Source organism: Qipengyuania sp. HL-TH1 (assembly GCF_036365825.1).
Taxonomy (GTDB): domain Bacteria; phylum Pseudomonadota; class Alphaproteobacteria; order Sphingomonadales; family Sphingomonadaceae; genus Qipengyuania; species Qipengyuania profunda.
In genome coordinates this window covers 989,837-1,007,350 of record NZ_CP142675.1, presented here as the reverse complement: position 1 = coordinate 1,007,350, position 17,514 = coordinate 989,837, and the positions used below count along the sequence as shown (strand labels likewise).

The window sequence follows — 17,514 nt, the reverse complement described above, 5'->3', positions numbered from 1 at the left end:
AGCAACCCATGTCGCCAGCTATCCTGCTTCTCCTGGCCCTGGGGCTCGGGCTCGCCGGATGGCTGGCGGCCCGTGCCCGGGCATGGGCATTCCGGCGTGACAGCGCCGATGGTCGCTTGCCCAGCCTGCCGGTCTACCACGCGTGGTATGTCGCGCTGTGGGTCATCCTGCCCATGGTCGCTTTCATCGCGCTGTGGAGCGCAATTGCCCCGGGTCTCGTGACGCAGCAAGTGCTCGCCAGCCCGGCGGCGGCCGAACTGCCCGCCTTCGGGTTCCAGCGCCAGACCATCCTCAACGAAGCGCGCGCGGTCGCGACTGGGGCCGCGTCGTCAGTGTTCAATCCGCAAGCCTCGGGCCTTGTCGAACCCTATCGCGAGGCGTTGTTCTACTACAACACGATCGGCATCGTCGTGGCGCTGCTGATCGCCTTCCTTGCCGGTACGTACGCCTTCCTCAAGCTGCGGCCCGATTTCGCCGCGCGCAGCAAGGTGGAGCGGATCGTCATGGCGATCCTGCTGGGCGCCTCGCTGGTCGCGATCCTGACGACCATCGGCATCCTCGCCAGCCTGGTATTCGAAACCGTGCGGTTCTTCGGCATGGTCTCGCCCATCGACTTCCTGTTCGGCACGCATTGGGGCCCCGACCCGATGGCCAATCCCGACAATCCGGACGGCAGCCGCTACGGCGCTGTCCCGCTGTTCTGGGGGACGCTGTTCATCGGGGCGATCATCGCCATGATCGTGGCCATTCCGCTGGGCCTGATGAGCGCTATCTACCTCACGCAATATGCCGACCCGGCCCTGCGACGCTGGGTCAAGCCCGCGCTGGAGATCCTCGCAGGCGTGCCGACGGTGGTCTATGGCTATTTCGCCGCGCTGACGATCGCCCCGGCGATCCGCGACCTTGCGATGAGCCTGGGGGTATCGAACCCGTCGAGCGAAAGTGCGCTGGCCGCAGGCCTCGTGATGGGCGTGATGATCATTCCCTTCGTGTCCTCGATGGCCGACGATTCGATTGCCGCAGTGCCCGGCGCGATGCGCGACGGCAGCCTGGCGATGGGCGCCACGCGCTCGGAAACGATCAAGCGCGTGATGATCCCCGCTGCGCTGCCCGGTATCGTTGCCGGGATCATGCTGGCGATCAGCCGCGCCATCGGCGAGACGATGATCGTGGTGATGGCGGCATCGACCGCCGCCAATCTCTCCGCCAATCCACTCGAATCGATGACCACGGTGACCGTGCAGATCGTCGCCATGCTGACCGGGGAAGGCAGTTTCGACCACCCCGCCACGCTCAGCGCCTTTGCCCTGGGTTTCGTCCTGTTCATGGTGACACTGGGTCTGAACTTCGTCGCCCTGCGCGTCGTCAAAAGGTATCGCGAAGCATATGAGTGAGCGCATCGCCCCCACGCGCACGCCCGAATTCGAAGCGCGGCTGAAAAAACGCTACGCCTCCGAGAAGCGCTTCCGCGCGCTCGGCCTCGGCGCGATCGTGTTCTCGATCGCGGTGCTGGTCTTCCTGCTCGGAACAATGACCTTCAACGGCATCGGCGGCTTCCAGCGCGTCGAGATGGAAGTCCCGATCGACTTCACGCAGGCCGGCATCGCCGCCAGTCCCGATACGATGGCGCAGCCGGGGGCGCTCGCTTCGCTCGAGGCGCAGGGCCTGCGCGATGTCGTGCAATATTTCGCAGCGGAAGAACTGGGCGAGGATGCCGCCGACGAACTCGGCGCGCAGGCCTGGCGCGATGTCGCCGCTGCGGTGATCGCCGATCCTGCACTGCTCCAGCGCAGCGAAAGCTTCTGGCTGCCCGCCTCGGCCGACCTCGCGTCGGGCTATGAAGGCGAAGGCTCGTCAGATATGCAGGCACTCGCCATCGGCCTTTATGAGGACGGACGGCTGTCGAAGAACTTCGATCCGGGATTCCTTGGGCGATCGGATGCCACCAATCCGCAGCAGGCAGGTATCTGGGGAGCGCTGAAGGGCTCGCTGCTGACGATGGTCGTCACCCTCCTGCTGGCCTTCCCGATCGGTGTGCTCGCGGCGCTATATCTCGAGGAATACGCTCCCAAGAACCGCTGGACCGACCTGATCGAACTGTCGATCAACAATCTGGCGGCGGTCCCGTCGATCATTTTCGGCCTGCTGGGGCTCGCGGTGTTCCTGACGCTGTTCCCCAATCTGCGATCGGCCCCGCTGATTGGCGGTATGACGCTGGCGCTGATGACCATGCCGGTCATCGTCATCGCCGGGCGCAATGCGATCAAGGCGGTCCCGCCGAGCATTCGCGATGGCGCGCTGGCCATCGGCGCATCGCCCGTGCAGGTGGTGTTCCACCACGTCCTGCCGCTCGCGCTGCCGGGGATCCTGACCGGCACGATCATCGGCATGGCACGCGCGCTGGGCGAAACCGCCCCGCTGCTGATGATCGGCATGCGCGCCTTCGTCGCCACCCCGCCCGATGGCTTCACCTCGCCCGCGACCGTGCTGCCGATGCAGATTTTCCTGTGGTCGGACGAAATCGACCGCGGCTTCGTGGAACGCACCAGCGCGGCGATTATCGTGCTATTGCTGTTCCTGCTCGTGATGAACGGGCTCGCCATTTACCTGCGTAACAAATTCGAGAAAACCTGGTGACCGTAGTCCACGACAACCTCGAGAAGACCGAAGCCAAGATGAGCGCCAATGCCGTCTCCGTGTTCTACGGCGACAAGAAGGCGATCGACGAGGTTTCGATCGACATCCCGACCGAATATGTGACCGCCTTCATCGGTCCCTCGGGCTGCGGCAAGTCGACTTTCCTGCGCACGCTCAACCGCATGAACGACACCATTCCTTCGGCGCGCGTCGAAGGGTGCATCGAACTCGACGGGGAAGACATCTATTCCTCGGGCATGGATGTCGTCCAGTTGCGCGCCCGCGTCGGGATGGTGTTCCAGAAACCCAACCCCTTCCCCAAGTCGATCTACGACAACATCGCCTATGGCCCCAAGATCCACGGTCTTGCCGAGGGCAAGGACGAGCTCGACGCGATCGTCGAGAAGTCGCTCAAGCGCGCGGGGCTGTGGGAAGAGGTGAAGGACCGGCTGCTGGACAGCGGCACGGCGCTTTCGGGCGGCCAACAGCAACGCCTGTGCATTGCCCGCGCCATCGCGGTCGACCCCGAGGTTATCCTGATGGACGAGCCCTGCTCCGCACTCGATCCGATCGCCACCGCGAAGATCGAGGAACTGATTGCCGAACTCAACGGTCGTTACGCCATCGTGATCGTTACCCATTCCATGCAGCAGGCTGCCCGCGTCAGCCAACGTACCGCCTTTTTCCATCTCGGGAAAATGGTAGAGTATGGCCGCACCTCAGACATTTTCACCAACCCGCACGAGCAGCGGACCCAGGATTACATCACGGGGCGTTACGGATAAGGCCATGAATCCGATGCAAGAACATACCGTTAAGGCCTTCGATGAGGACATCACCCGTCTGCGCGGGCTGATCGCCGAGATGGGCGGGCTGGCGGAAGCCGCCATCGCCCAGTCGCTCGAGGCGCTCGTCAAGGGCGACGACGAACTGGCCGACAAGGTCGTCAAGGGCGACAAGAAAATCGACGCGCTCGAAAGCGAGATCGACAAGCTCTCCGTGCGCATCATCGCACTGCGCGCCCCGATGGCCGACGACCTGCGCGAAGTGATCGCCGCGCTCAAGATCGCCGGCGTGGTCGAGCGGATCGGCGACTATTCGAAGAACATCGCCAAGGCGAGCAAGGAAATCGGCGGCAATCGCAAGCAGTTCGAACCGCTGACCCTGCTGCCCGCCATGGCCGAAGTGGCCGCGGAAATGGTCCATGACGTGCTGACCGCCTATGCCGCGCGCGACGCCGAACTGGCGCGCGAAGTGATCGCTGCCGACGAAAAGGTCGATGCCTTCTACAATTCGATCTTCCGCAACCTCGTCAGCCACATGGTCGAGAACCCCTCGACCATCTCGAGCGCGGCACAGATGCTGTTCGTGGCGCGCAATCTCGAGCGCATCGGCGACCATGCCACCAATGTGGCCGAAATGGTGCACTTTGCGGCTACCGGAAACTATCCTCTCGACGAGGACGGTTGACACAAAACCGTAGTGCGAAGGTCATAAAGCGGTGTCGACCGAGACTGAGTTTTCCCGGAAAGGCAAGAATTTGCACGCCGCCAAATTGCTCCTGGTAGAGGACGATCCCGCCCTCTCCGAACTGCTCGAATACCGCTTTACCAATGAAGGCTATCAGGTCCGCACGACCTCCGATGGCGATGAAGCGCTGTTGCTCGCCACCGAAGATGTCCCCGATCTCGTCATTCTCGACTGGATGATCGAAGGGACCAGCGGGATCGAGGTCTGTCGCCGCCTGCGCCGCGACAAGGAAACCGCGCACGTCCCGATCATCATGCTGACCGCGCGCGAGGCCGAGGATGACCGCGTGCGCGGCCTCGATACGGGCGCCGACGATTACCTCACCAAGCCCTTCTCACCGCGCGAGTTGCTCGCCCGCGTGGCCGCAGTCATGCGCCGTATTCGCCCCGCGCTGGCCGGCGAAAGCATCGAGGTCGGCGATATCACGCTCGACCCGGTGGCGCACAAGGTGACCCGCCGCGGGCGTACCTTGCAACTCGGTCCGACCGAATACCGGCTGCTCAAGTTCTTCATGGAAAGCCCGGGCCGCGTGTTCAGCCGCGGGCAGCTGCTCGACGGGGTCTGGGGCACCGAGAGCGAGATCGAGCTGCGCACGGTCGATGTCCACATCCGGCGCCTGCGCAAGGCGATCGAGATCGACGGCGCCAAGGATCCGGTGCGCACGGTGCGCAGTGCGGGCTATTCGCTCGAGGCCTGACCTACCGGCAGACGCCGCGCCAGCGCGGGCTCATGTCGAGATGGAAATGGTCCGCATGCGCGGCATTGTAATCGGGTGAGAGCACGGTCGCGAAGCTGCCGCAGGCACCATCGCGCACGGTACGCAGGAATTGCGCTTTGTCCCCCTCCCCGTCCCAGTCGCGCAGCACGCTGATCCGCGTTCCATCGGTAAGGACGAAGCCTGCGATATCGATCGCATTGGCAGTCGCATGTTCGCTCCACGCTCCCGAATCGCGGCCATAGAGACGGCGGCAGGAATAGGCGCCAAGATGTTCTATCCGCGCGATTTCCGATCCGAAGATCGCCTGCGCAGCGGGCTCGAGCACGTCACGCTCCCATAGCAGCAGCGCGATCGACGCAGGACAGGTGACCGGCGGCGTATCGGGACTGAGCGGATAGTCGGCGAGCCGTGTGCGGTCCTCTCGCCGACACGCGCCCTCGCCCGCGGGTTCGAGCACATCATGCGCGATATCGCTGCGCTCGAGCACCGCGCGGCATGCCGGAGCATCCTCACGCAGCGCGAGCAGCTTGCGATCGGTCGCCCAACCCACCGGATCGCGCAGGTCGAGCGGTGCCCAGGGATTGTGCTCGGGATGCTCGGCGAGCCAGACCCGGCCGCTCAGCAAAAGTCCCGCCGCGATCAGCAGCAGTGCCACCCGCCGGTCGCCGGCAAAGTCTCCGATCCGTCGCGAAATCATCCGTGTCACAGCTTAGTCCCCAGTAATTCGGCCAAGACGAGGGCCGCTATCAGGAGGAAAACCGTTCCAATACCGCGATCGATCCAGCGGCGCGTCGCAGCGCGCGCCATCAGGCGGGCGAGCCGTTGTCCGGCACCGATGTACAGCGCCCCGACCGGCACGTCGATCACGAGGGCGAGAACGGCGAGAAGGATGATCTGCGGCCCGATCGGCGATGCGGCATCGACGAAGGGCGGGATGATCGCGAGCATGTAGATCAGCGACTTGGGATTGCCGATGGCGATGAGGATGCCGTCGCGAAAGGCATGGCGCGAAGGCGCGCGGGCAGTTGGCGGCGTTTCCTCCCCCGCGTGGAAGGAGTGCCGGATCGCCGTAATGCCGAGCCATGCGAGATAGCCGATCCCCGCAAAGGCCAGCACCCGGAAGGCGAGCGGATAGGCCGCGGCGAGCGTGCCGAGCCCGAACGCGACCAGCACCCACCACACCAGGTACCCGATCTGCATGCCCAGCAGCGCCGCCCAGCCCGACCGCGCGCCGCGCCAGACCGCCTGCCCCATGACGAACAGCATCGATTGCCCCGGCACCAGGCTGGTGGTCGCGGTCACCAGCGCGAAGGCAGCGAGCTTTTCGGCATCGATCATGCAGCGCGCCTAGTGGAAGTCGCGGCTCGGGGGAATGATCCGCGCATCACGCGGATGCCCGCCCGAATTGGGGCCGAACCACCCGCACTCGCGATTGCCCGGCGGGGGCTCCTCCCATGGCTCGACCGGCCGGTAGGGGTCGTCCCCGCCTTCCCTGAGATTGTCGCGCGGGTTGAACTTGGCGGGCAGCGGCGTCGTGACATGGTCCGCGCGCGCGACCGGCGCATTGAGCATGTCGTCGGAGAGCCGATAGAGCTGGTGCGTCGCATCCTCCATGTGATGCGCGATCACATGGATCACCTCGTCGTCATATTCGACCCGGCCGCGCACCTCCATCAGCCGTGAACCCATGACCACACGGCGTTGTTTTTCCTTCAGATCGGGCCAGACCACGAGGTTGATAACGCCGGTTTCGTCTTCCAGCGTGATGAAGCAGACCCCCTTGGCGCTGCCCGGTCGCTGGCGGATCAGCACCACGCCCGCGACATGCACCATGCTGCGGAACTTGCGGCTGCGCAGATCGCTGGCGCGCACGAAGCCGCGTTCGGCCAGGCTGGCGCGCAGGAAGGACATCGGGTGCGCTTTCAGGCTCAGCCGCGTGGTCTGGTAATCGGCCACCACTTCCTCGCTCAGCGGCATGGCGGGCAATTGCGTCCGCGCGGTCTCGGCGCCCTCGTCGCGCGCTGCGGCGGCGGCGAACAGCGGCAGGTCCGCCCCGCCCACGATGCTGCGCGCATCCCACAGCGCCTGCCTGCGCGACAGCTGCATCGAACCGAAGCAGTCCCCACTGGCCAGGCGTTCGATATGCGCCGGCCCGATCCGCGCGCGGTCCTTGAGCGCGGCGACATCGGCATAGGCCCCGCCCGCCTCGCGCTCGGCAATCAGCCGCGCCGCCACCGCCTCGGGCAGGCCGTCGACCTGCCGCAGGCCGAGACGTAGCGCGATATTCCTGTCCTGCCGGCCCCGCCCCCGTTCTCGGCCGCTCGCGGGTGTCCCGCCGCCAATATCCTCCAGCGTGCAATCCCATTGCGACAGATTGACGTCGGCGGCCAGCACGCTGACGCCATGCTCGCGCGCGTCGCGCACGATCTGCGCGGGGGCATAGAACCCCATCGGCTGCGAATTGAGCAGCGCGCAGCCGAAGGCGGCGGGAAAATGGCATTTGAGCCAGCTAGAGACATAGACCAGATGCGCGAAGCTGGCGGCGTGGCTTTCGGGGAAACCGTATTCGCCGAAACCGCGGATCTGGTTGAAGCAGCGCTGCGCGAATTCGCGGTCGTAGCCGCGTTCGACCATGCGTTCGACCATCATGTCCTGCAATTCGTCGACCATGCCGCGGCTGCGGAAGGTCGCCATCGCCTTGCGCAGCCGGTTGGCTTCCTTGGAGGAAAACTGCGCCGCATCGAGCGCGATCTTCATCGCCTGTTCCTGGAAGATCGGCACCCCCAGCGTGCGTTCGAGAATGCTCGACAGCTCGTCGGGCGGGCCATGCTCGGGGGCAGGCGCGGGAATGACGACCTGTTCGGCCCCGCGCCGGCGCTTGAGATAGGGATGCACCATGTCGCCCTGGATCGGCCCCGGGCGCACGATGGCGACCTGGATCACGAGATCGTAGAATTCGCGCGGGCGCAGCCGCGGCAGCATGTTCATCTGCGCGCGGCTTTCGACCTGGAACACACCCAGCGAATCCCCCTTGCGCAGCATGGCATAGGTTTCCGGGTCCTCGCGCGGGACGCTGGCAAGGCTGAGCGGGCGATTGTAGTGATCGTCGAGCAGGTCGAGGCACTTGCGGATGCAGGTCAGCATGCCCAGCGCGAGGACATCGACCTTGAGGATGCCGAGCGCCTCGATATCGTCCTTGTCCCATTCGATGAAACTGCGTTCGGGCATCGCCCCATTGCCGATCGGCACGGTTTCGGTCAGCGCGCTTTCGGTGAGGATGAACCCGCCGACATGCTGCGACAAATGCCTTGGCATGCCAATCATTTGCTCGGTCAGTTTAAGAACCCGGCGCAAGTGCGGGTCGCGCACATCCATGCCCGTCTCGGCAGCGTGTTTCTCGCTGATCTCGCGGCCCCACCCGCCCCATACGGTCTTGGCCAGCGCGGCGGTGACATCCTCGGTCAGCCCCATCGCCTTGCCCACTTCGCGAATCGCCATGCGCGGCCGGTAATGGATCACCGTGGCGCACAGACCGGCGCGGTGGCGGCCGTATTTGCGATAGATGTACTGGATCACCTCTTCGCGCCGCTCATGCTCGAAATCGACGTCGATGTCGGGCGGCTCCTTGCGTTCTTCCGAAATGAAACGGTCGAACAGCAGCGCGTGCTTGGCCGGATCGACGCTGGTGATGCCGAGACAATAGCAGACCGCCGAATTGGCCGCGCTGCCGCGCCCCTGGCACAGGATCGGCGGATCGACCCCGCGCGCATAATCGACGATATCCTTGATGGTGAGGAAATATCGCGCCAGGTCGAGCTTGCCGATCAGCGCCAGTTCGCGTTCGATCGTTTCGCGCACAGTCTCGGGCACCCCGCCGGGATAGCGCCAGGCGGCCCCTTTCCAGGTTTGGCTGGTGAGATATTGCTGCGGCGCCTGCCCGTCGGGGTATATTTCCTCGGGATATTCATACGCCAGTTCGTCGAGACTGAAATCGCAGGCATCGGCCACTTCGCGCGTGGCGGCGATCGCATGCGGCCAGCGTTCGAACAGCCTGATCATGGTCGCGGGCGGCTTGAGATAGCGTTCGCCATTGCTTTCCAGAAGGTGCCCCGCCGCCGCCACGGTGGTCTTGTGGCGGATCGCGGTCATCACGTCCTGCAACGGGCGCCTGTCGGGCGTGGCGTAATGCACGTCATTGGTAGCGAGGATGCCAAGGTCATGCGCCCTGGCGAGCGCATCGAGCCGTTCGATCCGCGCAATATCGCTGTCGGTATAGAGGAAGCTTGCGGCAAGGTGGCGAAGAGTGGGAAGCTGGGCCGCGATATGCGGCAGGATATCGGACAGCGTTCCTTCCACCCGCACCCGATCCGCTTGCCCGCCTTCGGATGCCTCTGTCCGGGAGCCGGGCGGAAAGGGGACGACATTGTTCGGCACCGTCACGGCAAAGCGCTGGTCGAGATCGCGCGGGGGCAGCAGGATCAGCTGCACATCCCCGGCATGCCCGGCCAGCATCGCGAGGCTGATGTCGCAGGCGCCCTTGGCCTGCCATTCCCCGTCGAGCGTGCGCATCCGCCCGGCCGAAATCAGGCGGCACAATTGGCCATAGCCGGCGCGATTCCGCGGATAAGCTAGGAAGGCAAGACCTTGGACCGTTTCTATCCTGCAGCCGATAAGCGGCTTCAGTTTAAGCGTTTTTGCCTCGGTATGAATGCGCACCACGCCCGCCATCGTATTGGCATCGGCAATTCCGATCGCATCGTAACCCAGCGCCCGCGCCTGCAGCACCAGGTCGACCGCATCCGACGCCCCGCGCAGGAAGCTGAAGCAGGACACGAGCCCGAGCTCGACGAAGGGCGAACGCGGCGGTGCCTCGATGCTCGCGGGATCGAGCTCGATCGTTCGCTTCGGGATCTGGAGGTCGTTTTCGGGCATGATGGATAGGCCGCAGGACCGCCGTCATCGCTGCGAAGGCAGGGATCCATCCACCTGCGCCGCTGGGCGAAAGCTTGGCTGGCTCCCCGCCTTCGCGGGGCTTACGAGAGAAGTTGAGGGCATCATGGCGCGGCTAGTTCCGCGAGCCGTGCGCGCACCGCGGCAAGGTCGGCATCGAACAGGCGCGCCTGTTCCTCCCGCGCGGGCCCATCGAGCCGCAACAGGTAGGACGGATGCGCGGTGACCCACAGTTCGCTGCCATCCCCGAGCGGGATCGGACGGCCCCGCGCCTTCGTGATGCTGACCGTCTTGCCCAGCATCCCGCGCGCCGCACTGGCACCCATGGCAAGCACCAGTTTCGGCTTCACGATCGCGCGTTCGCTTTCGATCCACCACCGGCAGGTGTCGATTTCCTTCGCGCCCGGATTCTGGTGCAGCCGCCGCTTGCCGCGCTGGACATATTTGAAATGCTTCACCGTATTGGTGACATAGGCGCCGCGCCGGTCGATCCCGGCCTTTTCCAGATGCACATCGAGCAATTGCCCGGCGGGCCCGACGAAGGGGCGTCCCGACAAATCCTCCTGGTCGCCCGGCTGTTCGCCCACGATCATGAGCGCGGCATCGTCCGGCCCCTCGCCCATCACCGCATGGTTGTCGAGCTGGCCGATCGGGCATTTGCGGCAGGCATGGATCGCCTTGTCGATCGCCGCCAGCGTATCGGGCCGGTCCTCCAGCCCGTCCGCAAACAGAGACTTGCCCTTGTCGACCATCTGCGCCTCGCGGTTCTGCGCGCCCGCCACCAGTTCGGGGATGAGCGCGGCCTCGGGCATGTTCTTCCAGTATTTCTTGGGCATTTCCTTGAGCATCGCGCCGATCTTCAGCCGCGCGGGATTGAAGATCGAGGCGTAATAGCTGCGCCACAGATCCTCCGTCGGATCCCCTTCGGGCGCATCGGACCGCTCGGCCGGCGGGCCTTCGGACATGGTCGTCCCGTCCCAGTGCAGCGAACCGCGCGGGGTCAGGATCGACCAGCGCATGTTCGCAAAGCGCCGCATGAAGAAGCCCGCATTGGCGCGCAGGATATGGTGATCGGGTTCGAACCAGGCGACGTAATGCTCGCCGCCTTCCCCCTTTTCGTTCTCCACCAGCCGGAAGCGGACGAAGGCATGCATCTTGTGGCTGTCGCGGCGGACATTCTTGGCCAGCTCCTCCACCCGGCGCACATCGGGATCGGCCTTGTCCTCCATGATCCGCCCGTTCGCCTGCAACCGCCACAGCAGGCGATAGAGCAGCGCGAACCGCTCGGGATCGGAATGGAGGATCGCATTGCGCGCCAGCGTCACGAAGCGCTTGCTCGCGCGCACCAGCCGCGCATCGGCGGGCGGGACGGGCATGCCCCGTTCGCTTTCCGCAGCCGGTGCAGCCGCGAACAGGTCGCCATTGCCGCCCGGCTCGACCCAGGCGATGCGATCGGGCGGGACCTCGCATTGCACCAGCGTGCGGGCCTGCTCGCGCCAGAACTCGAAATCGTCCGGCTCGGGCAGGTGGACCATATAATGGCTCGCGAGCCGGGCCTGCGGGAGCGCGCTCACACCAGCACCCCCAAGCCGTCGCCCCTGCGCAGGCAGGGGGCCAGACAAGGTCCGCAGCACAAGCCACGGCCGTTATCTGGATCCCCGCCTGCGCGGGGATGACGGGGAAAGAGAAACAGGAAATTCATGCGGTGAACAGCTCCAGCTGCTCGGTCTTGGGCGCGAGCAGGCTGCGCAGGTCGGCACGGTCGGTCAGCATGACGGGCCGCCAGTCGACGGTGCAGATAAAGGGCCGCACCTTGGTCACCGACAGCGTCAGCCGCGCCACATCGTCGAGCCGCAGATTGCGATGGCGCCGGCTGGCGAGGATCTTGCCCACTGCCTTCACCCCCAGCCCGGGGACGCGCAGCAATTGTTCCCTGGTGGCGCGATTGACATCGACCGGGAACTGTTCGCGGAATTTGAGCGCCCAGGCGAGCTTGGGATCGATGTCGAGCGGCAGGTTGCCGTCGGCCTCGGTCGCCTGCATCACTTCGACCGGCTTGTAGCCGTAGAACCGCATCAGCCAGTCGGACTGGTAAAGCCGGTGTTCGCGGATCAGCGGCGGGCGTTTCAGCGGAAGCACCGCGCTGGCATCGGGGATCGGCGAGAAGGCGCTGTAATAGACGCGGCGCAGGCGGAAATTGTCATACAGTCGGCTCGCCTTGCCGACGATATCCGCATCGGTGGCGGCATCGGCGCCGACGATCATCTGCGTCGACTGGCCCGCGGGGGCGAAGCGCGGTGCGTGCTTGAAGCGCTTTCTGGCGTCTTTCAGTTCGCTTATGTCGCTCTTGACCCGGCCCATCGCGCCTTCGATCTGCCGCGCATCCTTGTCGGGCGCGAGCCGGGTGAGGCCGCTGTCGGTCGGCAGTTCGACATTGATCGATACACGGTCGGCATAGAGCCCCGCCTGGTGGACGATCTCGGCATCGGCCTCGGGAATGGTCTTGAGATGGATATACCCGCGAAAATCGTGTTCTTCCCGCAGGATACGGGCGACTTCCACCAGCTGTTCCATCGTGTGGTTCGAGTTTTTCACGATGCCCGAGGACAGGAACAGCCCCTCGATATAATTGCGCCGGTAGAAGGACAGCGTGAGGTCGACCACCTCCTGCGGCGTGAACCGCGCCCGCGCGACGTTCGAACTCTTGCGGTTGACGCAGTAATGGCAGTCGAACACGCAGTGATTGGTCAGCAGGATCTTGAGCAGCGAGATACAGCGCCCGTCGGGTGCATAAGCGTGACAGATGCCCATCCCCTCGGTCGAACCGATTCCCTTACCGCCCATGCTGGTGCGTTTGGCCGTGCCCGAGGACGCGCAGGAAGCGTCGTATTTTGCCGCGTCGGCGAGAATCTCAAGCTTCTGAAGGACGGTTTGCGTGGCCATGCGTTCTATATATGTTCCACGCAACATCTTGCCAATGTCGAATGATGTATTGGTGCGGTTTCAGGCACACAAACCGTGCAGGTACCAGTCGGGAGGGCCGCCCCGGCCATCGCCGATAATGCCCAGGCGATAGATCCAGTACCGCCGGCCGGCTTCGTCCTCGATCCGGTAATAGTCGCGCAGTCGCGCGCCGCCGCGTTCGCGCCACCATTCGGGCGCGATGCGTTCGGGCCCTTCAACCCGCGCCACCTCGTGCACTTGCCCGCGCCAGCGAAACCGCTGCGGATAGCCATCGGGCGTCGCATAGAGCACGGCAATGCTTTCGGGACTGTCGAGCAGCTTGAGCGGGCGCGCATGAAAAGCGAGCTGCCCTTGCGAGGATGCCTCCGGTTCGAGCGGCGGCTGCCAGCGCTGTGCACGCTCGGGAATATGGCTGGCAAAGGGCACGGGGCGGGTAACCGCCTGCGCCCCGAGACGGACGGTCAGCCGGTCGATACAGGCCGCCAGCGACGTGCCGTGGGTTTCCGCTGCGGTCTCGATATCGTCCTGGGCAAGTGCCAGCGGTTCCGCCCAGCTGGCCCGCAGGCGCAGCATCTCGATCCCGAACCCGGCATCCACATCGTCGAGCCGCGCCGCGAACAGCCGGACGATATGCGCCGGATCGCGTGTCGCGGCCGCCAGTTCGAGCCGGCGAACCACCACTTCGCCATCGACGCGCCACAGCCCCAGTTCGAGACGCCGAGCACCCTGCCCCTGCCCCTCGAGCTCGCGCGCCATGTCCCCGGCAAGATCGGTGACCACCGTATCGAGCAACTGGCGATGCCGGATCGGTTCGAGCAAGCGCCGCTGGACCAGCGGCACCTGCTGCGGAACCACGGGCAGCAGCGGTTCGGGCACGCGGCCGAGCAGCTGGTCGAGCCGGACCAGCGGGTTGGCGGCAGGCGACTTGCGGTTGCGGAAACGGCGCTGGATCGCATCGCGCCCCAGGGTCGCGATCTCGCCCAGCCGCTTGAGCCCCAGCCGGCGCAATACGGTCACCACATCCTGGTCGAGCCGCAGCGCGGCCACGGGCAGATCGGCTAGGGCGCGTTCGATCGCTTCGGCCCCCTCGACGATAGCCCCGTCGCGGCCATGATGCGCCAGCGCCCAGGCGGCCCCGGCGGTTGGCGCAATCGCCGTGCGAACCGCCAGCTGCCGCTGGGCAAAGGCCTGCTGCACATCGGCAAGCAACCGGTTTTCCCCGCCGAAGAGATGCGCCACCGCGGTCACATCGACCAGCAGCCCGTCGGGCGGGTCGAGCGCGGACCACGGCCCCCAGCGCTGCGCCCAGATCGCCAGGGTCTCGAGAAAGCCGAGATCGCCCGCCGGATCGCTCGGCGCGGTGGCGATTTCGGGGCAGAGCGTACGCGCATCGGCGAGCATCATGCCCTTGTGCGCGCCGGCTGCCGCGCCCGCACGGTTGACCGCCTCGATCTGCGGGCCGTGCGCGGTATCGGCGATCAGCACCAGCGGCTGGGCATCAAGCGCCCCGGCCTGCTTGCCCGTCACCATCCGCCAGCGATCCATTGCCAGCGCAGGAAGCCAGATCGACAGGATGCGGCGGGCGCGGGAGCCACCCTCCTGCGGGGGGTTCACGCCCGGCGCAGCGGGCGCCGCTGGCGCAATCCCGCCGTCCAATTGCCAAGTATCTCATCGCCTGCACTGCGAGCCTTGCTGGCGGTAAGATCGCCTTGCTCTTCGGCCAACAGCCATTCGCCCGGTGCATGCGCACGGGCGCGGAACAGTTCAGCCTGCCAGCGCGGCAGGCCGGGAGCCTGCGCATTCCAGTGCGGCGCGGCGGAGGGGGCCGAGGCGATCTCCCACCGCATCCGTGCCGAGGACAGGTCGCGCGCCGCATCGATCCGGACGAGGAACAGCGGCACGCCATGTTTTTCCCCCGCCAGCGTCAGGCGGCGCGAGGCGGTGAAGTCGAGCGCCTTGGGGTTGCCGGCAATCTCGCCCACCACGAAGGCAAGATCGCGGCAGCGCAGCCCTTCCTCCAGCGCAAAAAGCGCGTCCTCGCATTTTTCGGCGAGCACATGGATCACCCGCCCCTGCAACAGCTCCGGCAGTCCGGCACGATAGGGCCGCCCCGTACGCCGCGCCGCCTCGCGCGTCTGGACCCACAGCACGCTACGCCGGTCCTGCGCCTCGCAGCCATCCCCCCGCGACATATTGCTCCAATCGTCGAGCGCCAGCGCCAGCGCGGCACCCGTCCCTGCCCCCTCGCGCGAGGAAGCGAACACTTCATTGTGCAGGGCCAGCCCCCGGCTAGCCGCCAGCCCCGGACGCCAGCGCGCACTGCGCCGTGCAGATAGCGCGGCGACGTCTTCGAAGGCCGTGAGCGGCAAGGAGGCAAAATCGGGCTGGGACATAGGGGAACGACTCGTTCGTTCCGGTTATGTTCCATATCGGATCGATTCGCAATTCGGCGCAGCGGGTTCTCCCGTCGTCGCACAGCGGGACCGAACCGCCGCCTCATCCATTGGTCAGACAACACCCTTTGAAGGAGAGACCCATGAAACACACCGCTGGAAACCCCGACGAACTGAAAACCAAATTCTGGAAGGCGCTGGCCGATCTCGCCCTTCCTGTTCCTCCAGCTCGACGGGCACAGCGCGACCGCGGTGCCGATGAGCCCGCAGCTCGACAAGGATGCCAACAGTTCGATCTGGTTCTTCACCCATACCAAAAGCGATTTCGCCAAACTCGGCCGCGCCACCGCGACCTTCGAAAGTAAGGGCCACGAACTCTTCGCCCGCTTCGACGGTACGCTGACGCGCGAAACCAGCCAGGAACGCTTCGACCAGTTCTGGAATAACTTCGTCGAGGCCTGGTACGATGGCGGCAAGGACGATCCCGACATCGTCTTCCTGCGCATGGACCTCGGCGATGCCGAAATCTGGGACGGCGACCTTGGCCTGCTCAACACCGCCAAGATGGCGCTGGGCCGCAATGTGCGCGACGAGGCCGAGGAACGGCACGCCGAAGCAGTCGACCTGTGATGGACGGCTGACCTCAAACGACAAGGGCCGCGTTCCATCCGGAGCGCGGCCCTCTTTTTTGCCAGCAACCAATCAGTCGTGCGCGCGGGGCGGATGGATCGGGATAGCCGTTTCCTCACCCGCAACGGCATCGACCACTTCGACGATCCCCTGCCCCAGATGGCTGCGCCTGCGGCTGTAGAGGAAGTAGACGAGGAAGCCGATCGCGCTCCACGCCGGCAGGACGATCATCGCTTCGCTCGGCAAGTTGAGGAACAGGAACAGGCAGCCCAAGATCGTTGCGGGGCCGACAAACCACAGCCCCTTCACGCGGAAATGGCGATGCACGTCGGGGCGCTGCCGGCGCAGCACCATCACCGCCACCGCGACCATGGCGAAGGCGTAGAGCGTTCCCGCATTGGCGATATCGGCCAGCTGGCCCACTGGGAAAAACGCCGCCCCTACCGCCACCACGATCCCCGTCAGCGCGGTCACCACATGCGGCGTCTGCCAGCGTGGGTGCACGCGGCTGAGGAAATCGGGCAGCAGCCCGTCGCGGCTCATCACGAAGAAAATGCGCGTCTGCGCAAACAGCAGCACCAGGATCACCGAGGGCAGCGCGAGAAACGCGGCCACGCCGAGCACGTTGCCCACGCCCGACCAACCGATCTGGCGCAGCACATGCGCCAGCGCCTCGTTCGAACAGACCAGCGCATCGGCGTGAACCGACAGGGCACACTGACGTGCGAGCTCTTCCGACCCCGCGGGAAACGGGATCCCGTCCGGTCCCATGATCGGCTGGCCGCCGATGGTCCCGATCGCCCCCGCAGCGACGAGGATGTAGAACAGCGTGCAGAACAACAGCGAGCCGACCAGGCCGAGCGGCACGTTGCGCTGCGGGTCCTTGGTTTCCTCCGCCGCGGTCGAGACCGCGTCGAACCCGACATAGGCGAAGAAGATCGTCGCTGCCGCACCGACCGCGCCCAGTCCCGAACCAAAGCCGCCGAACACGCCAGCGGGCAGGAACGGGTTGAACCGCTCGGCCTCGAAGGCGGGGCTGGTCAGCGTCAGCGCGATGAACGCGATCAGCGCGGTCACCTTGATCGTCACCAGCACCGCATTGAATTTGGCGCTTTCGCTGGTTCCGATGATGAGCAGCCCGGTGATCAGCAGCGCGATGACCATTGCAGGCAGGTTGATCAGCCCGCCCTCCACGCCGCCCAGCGCGAGCGGCCCAGCCGATAGCCAGCTTGGCAAGGCCACGCCCAGCGTCTCGTCGAGGATACTGCCCACGAAATACCCCGACCAGCCGACCGAGACCGCGCTGGCCGCGATGGCGTATTCCAGCACCAGCGCCCAGCCCACCGTCCAGGCGAGGAGTTCGCCCATCGTCGCATAGGTATAGGTATAGGCCGACCCCGACACCGGTATGGTTGCGGCGATTTCGGCATAGCACAGCGCGGCCACGACACAGACCGCCCCCGCAATCGCGAAGGCGAGCATCAGCCCCGGCCCCGCCTTCTGCGCGCCCGCGGCCGTCAGCACGAAAATTCCTGTCCCGATGATGCAGCCGATGCCGAACAGCATCAGTTGTATGCCGCCCAGCGAACGCTTGAGCGACTTCTTCTCAGCAGCCGCGAGGATTGCATCCAGCGGCTTCACCCTGTCGAAAATCATGCGGCCTGCGGCCTCCCCAGGCCCGCCGCAGGACTG

Annotated in this window: 14 protein-coding genes; 6 read left to right on the top strand and 8 right to left on the bottom strand. The window is 65.6% G+C overall.

The genetic code is table 11. From position 1 onward, the window contains the following. Nucleotides 1–8: 8 nt before the first annotated feature. The 5 genes from pstC to phoB all read left to right on the top strand — a co-directional run bounded on the left by pstC (nt 9) and on the right by phoB (nt 4,864). Nucleotides 9–1,394 (top strand): phosphate ABC transporter permease subunit PstC, encoded by a 1,386-nt coding sequence (gene pstC / locus VWN43_RS05490; protein ID WP_320180351.1) that lies wholly within the window; start codon nt 9–11, stop codon nt 1,392–1,394. After that, a complete protein-coding gene (gene pstA, locus VWN43_RS05485; RefSeq protein WP_320180352.1) occupies nt 1,387–2,637 on the top strand; it encodes a phosphate ABC transporter permease PstA in 1,251 nt (416 codons plus the stop codon). Before pstC ends, pstA begins: the two co-directional genes overlap by 8 nt. A 38-nt stretch (nt 2,638–2,675) precedes the next feature. Beyond that, a complete protein-coding gene (gene pstB, locus VWN43_RS05480; RefSeq protein WP_253522903.1) occupies nt 2,676–3,422 on the top strand; it encodes a phosphate ABC transporter ATP-binding protein PstB in 747 nt (248 codons plus the stop codon). Between the two features lie 13 nt (nt 3,423–3,435). Next, nucleotides 3,436–4,107: a phosphate signaling complex protein PhoU gene (gene phoU / locus VWN43_RS05475; protein ID WP_253516140.1), complete on the top strand. Its 672-nt coding sequence runs from the start codon at nt 3,436–3,438 to the stop codon at nt 4,105–4,107. 70 nt (nt 4,108–4,177) lie between these two features. Beyond that, nucleotides 4,178–4,864, top strand: a complete 687-nt coding sequence (gene phoB / locus VWN43_RS05470; protein ID WP_320182116.1) for a phosphate regulon transcriptional regulator PhoB — start codon at nt 4,178–4,180, stop codon at nt 4,862–4,864. 1 nt (nt 4,865) lies between these two features. Here the strand turns inward: phoB and VWN43_RS05465 are convergent, their stop codons facing one another. The 7 genes from VWN43_RS05465 to VWN43_RS05435 all read right to left on the bottom strand — a co-directional run bounded on the left by VWN43_RS05465 (nt 4,866) and on the right by VWN43_RS05435 (nt 15,192). Beyond that, a complete protein-coding gene (locus VWN43_RS05465) occupies nt 4,866–5,582 on the bottom strand; it encodes an extensin-like domain-containing protein (RefSeq protein WP_320182117.1) in 717 nt (238 codons plus the stop codon). Nucleotides 5,583–5,587: 5 nt separating this feature from the next. Further along, complete coding sequence (locus VWN43_RS05460; RefSeq protein WP_320180353.1) at nt 5,588–6,223, bottom strand: LysE family translocator; 636 nt, start codon at nt 6,221–6,223, stop codon at nt 5,588–5,590. Nucleotides 6,224–6,232: 9 nt separating this feature from the next. Continuing rightward, nucleotides 6,233–9,817 carry an error-prone DNA polymerase gene (locus VWN43_RS05455; RefSeq protein ID WP_320180354.1) on the bottom strand — a complete coding sequence of 1,195 codons (3,585 nt, stop codon included), beginning with the start codon at nt 9,815–9,817 and terminating at the stop codon, nt 6,233–6,235. Between the two features lie 122 nt (nt 9,818–9,939). Next, complete coding sequence (locus tag VWN43_RS05450) at nt 9,940–11,370, bottom strand: UdgX family uracil-DNA binding protein (RefSeq protein ID WP_420493534.1); 1,431 nt, start codon at nt 11,368–11,370, stop codon at nt 9,940–9,942. Nucleotides 11,371–11,533: 163 nt separating this feature from the next. After that, the gene (locus VWN43_RS05445) at nt 11,534–12,778 is read right to left on the bottom strand and encodes a putative DNA modification/repair radical SAM protein (RefSeq protein WP_320180356.1); all 1,245 of its coding nucleotides are present in this window, start codon (nt 12,776–12,778) and stop codon (nt 11,534–11,536) included. Nucleotides 12,779–12,838: 60 nt separating this feature from the next. Then, nucleotides 12,839–14,344 (bottom strand): DUF6504 family protein, encoded by a 1,506-nt coding sequence (locus VWN43_RS05440; RefSeq protein WP_320182118.1) that lies wholly within the window; start codon nt 14,342–14,344, stop codon nt 12,839–12,841. A gap of 65 nt (nt 14,345–14,409) precedes the next feature. Continuing rightward, nucleotides 14,410–15,192 (bottom strand): hypothetical protein, encoded by a 783-nt coding sequence (locus VWN43_RS05435; protein WP_320180357.1) that lies wholly within the window; start codon nt 15,190–15,192, stop codon nt 14,410–14,412. A gap of 258 nt (nt 15,193–15,450) precedes the next feature. Between VWN43_RS05435 and VWN43_RS05430 the strand changes: the two genes are divergently transcribed. Then, nucleotides 15,451–15,822 carry a pyridoxamine 5'-phosphate oxidase family protein gene (locus VWN43_RS05430; RefSeq protein WP_330768321.1) on the top strand — a complete coding sequence of 124 codons (372 nt, stop codon included), beginning with the start codon at nt 15,451–15,453 and terminating at the stop codon, nt 15,820–15,822. Between the two features lie 72 nt (nt 15,823–15,894). Here the strand turns inward: VWN43_RS05430 and VWN43_RS05425 are convergent, their stop codons facing one another. Next, nucleotides 15,895–17,478 carry an amino acid permease gene (locus VWN43_RS05425; protein ID WP_253516173.1) on the bottom strand — a complete coding sequence of 528 codons (1,584 nt, stop codon included), beginning with the start codon at nt 17,476–17,478 and terminating at the stop codon, nt 15,895–15,897. Nucleotides 17,479–17,514 lie beyond the last annotated feature (36 nt).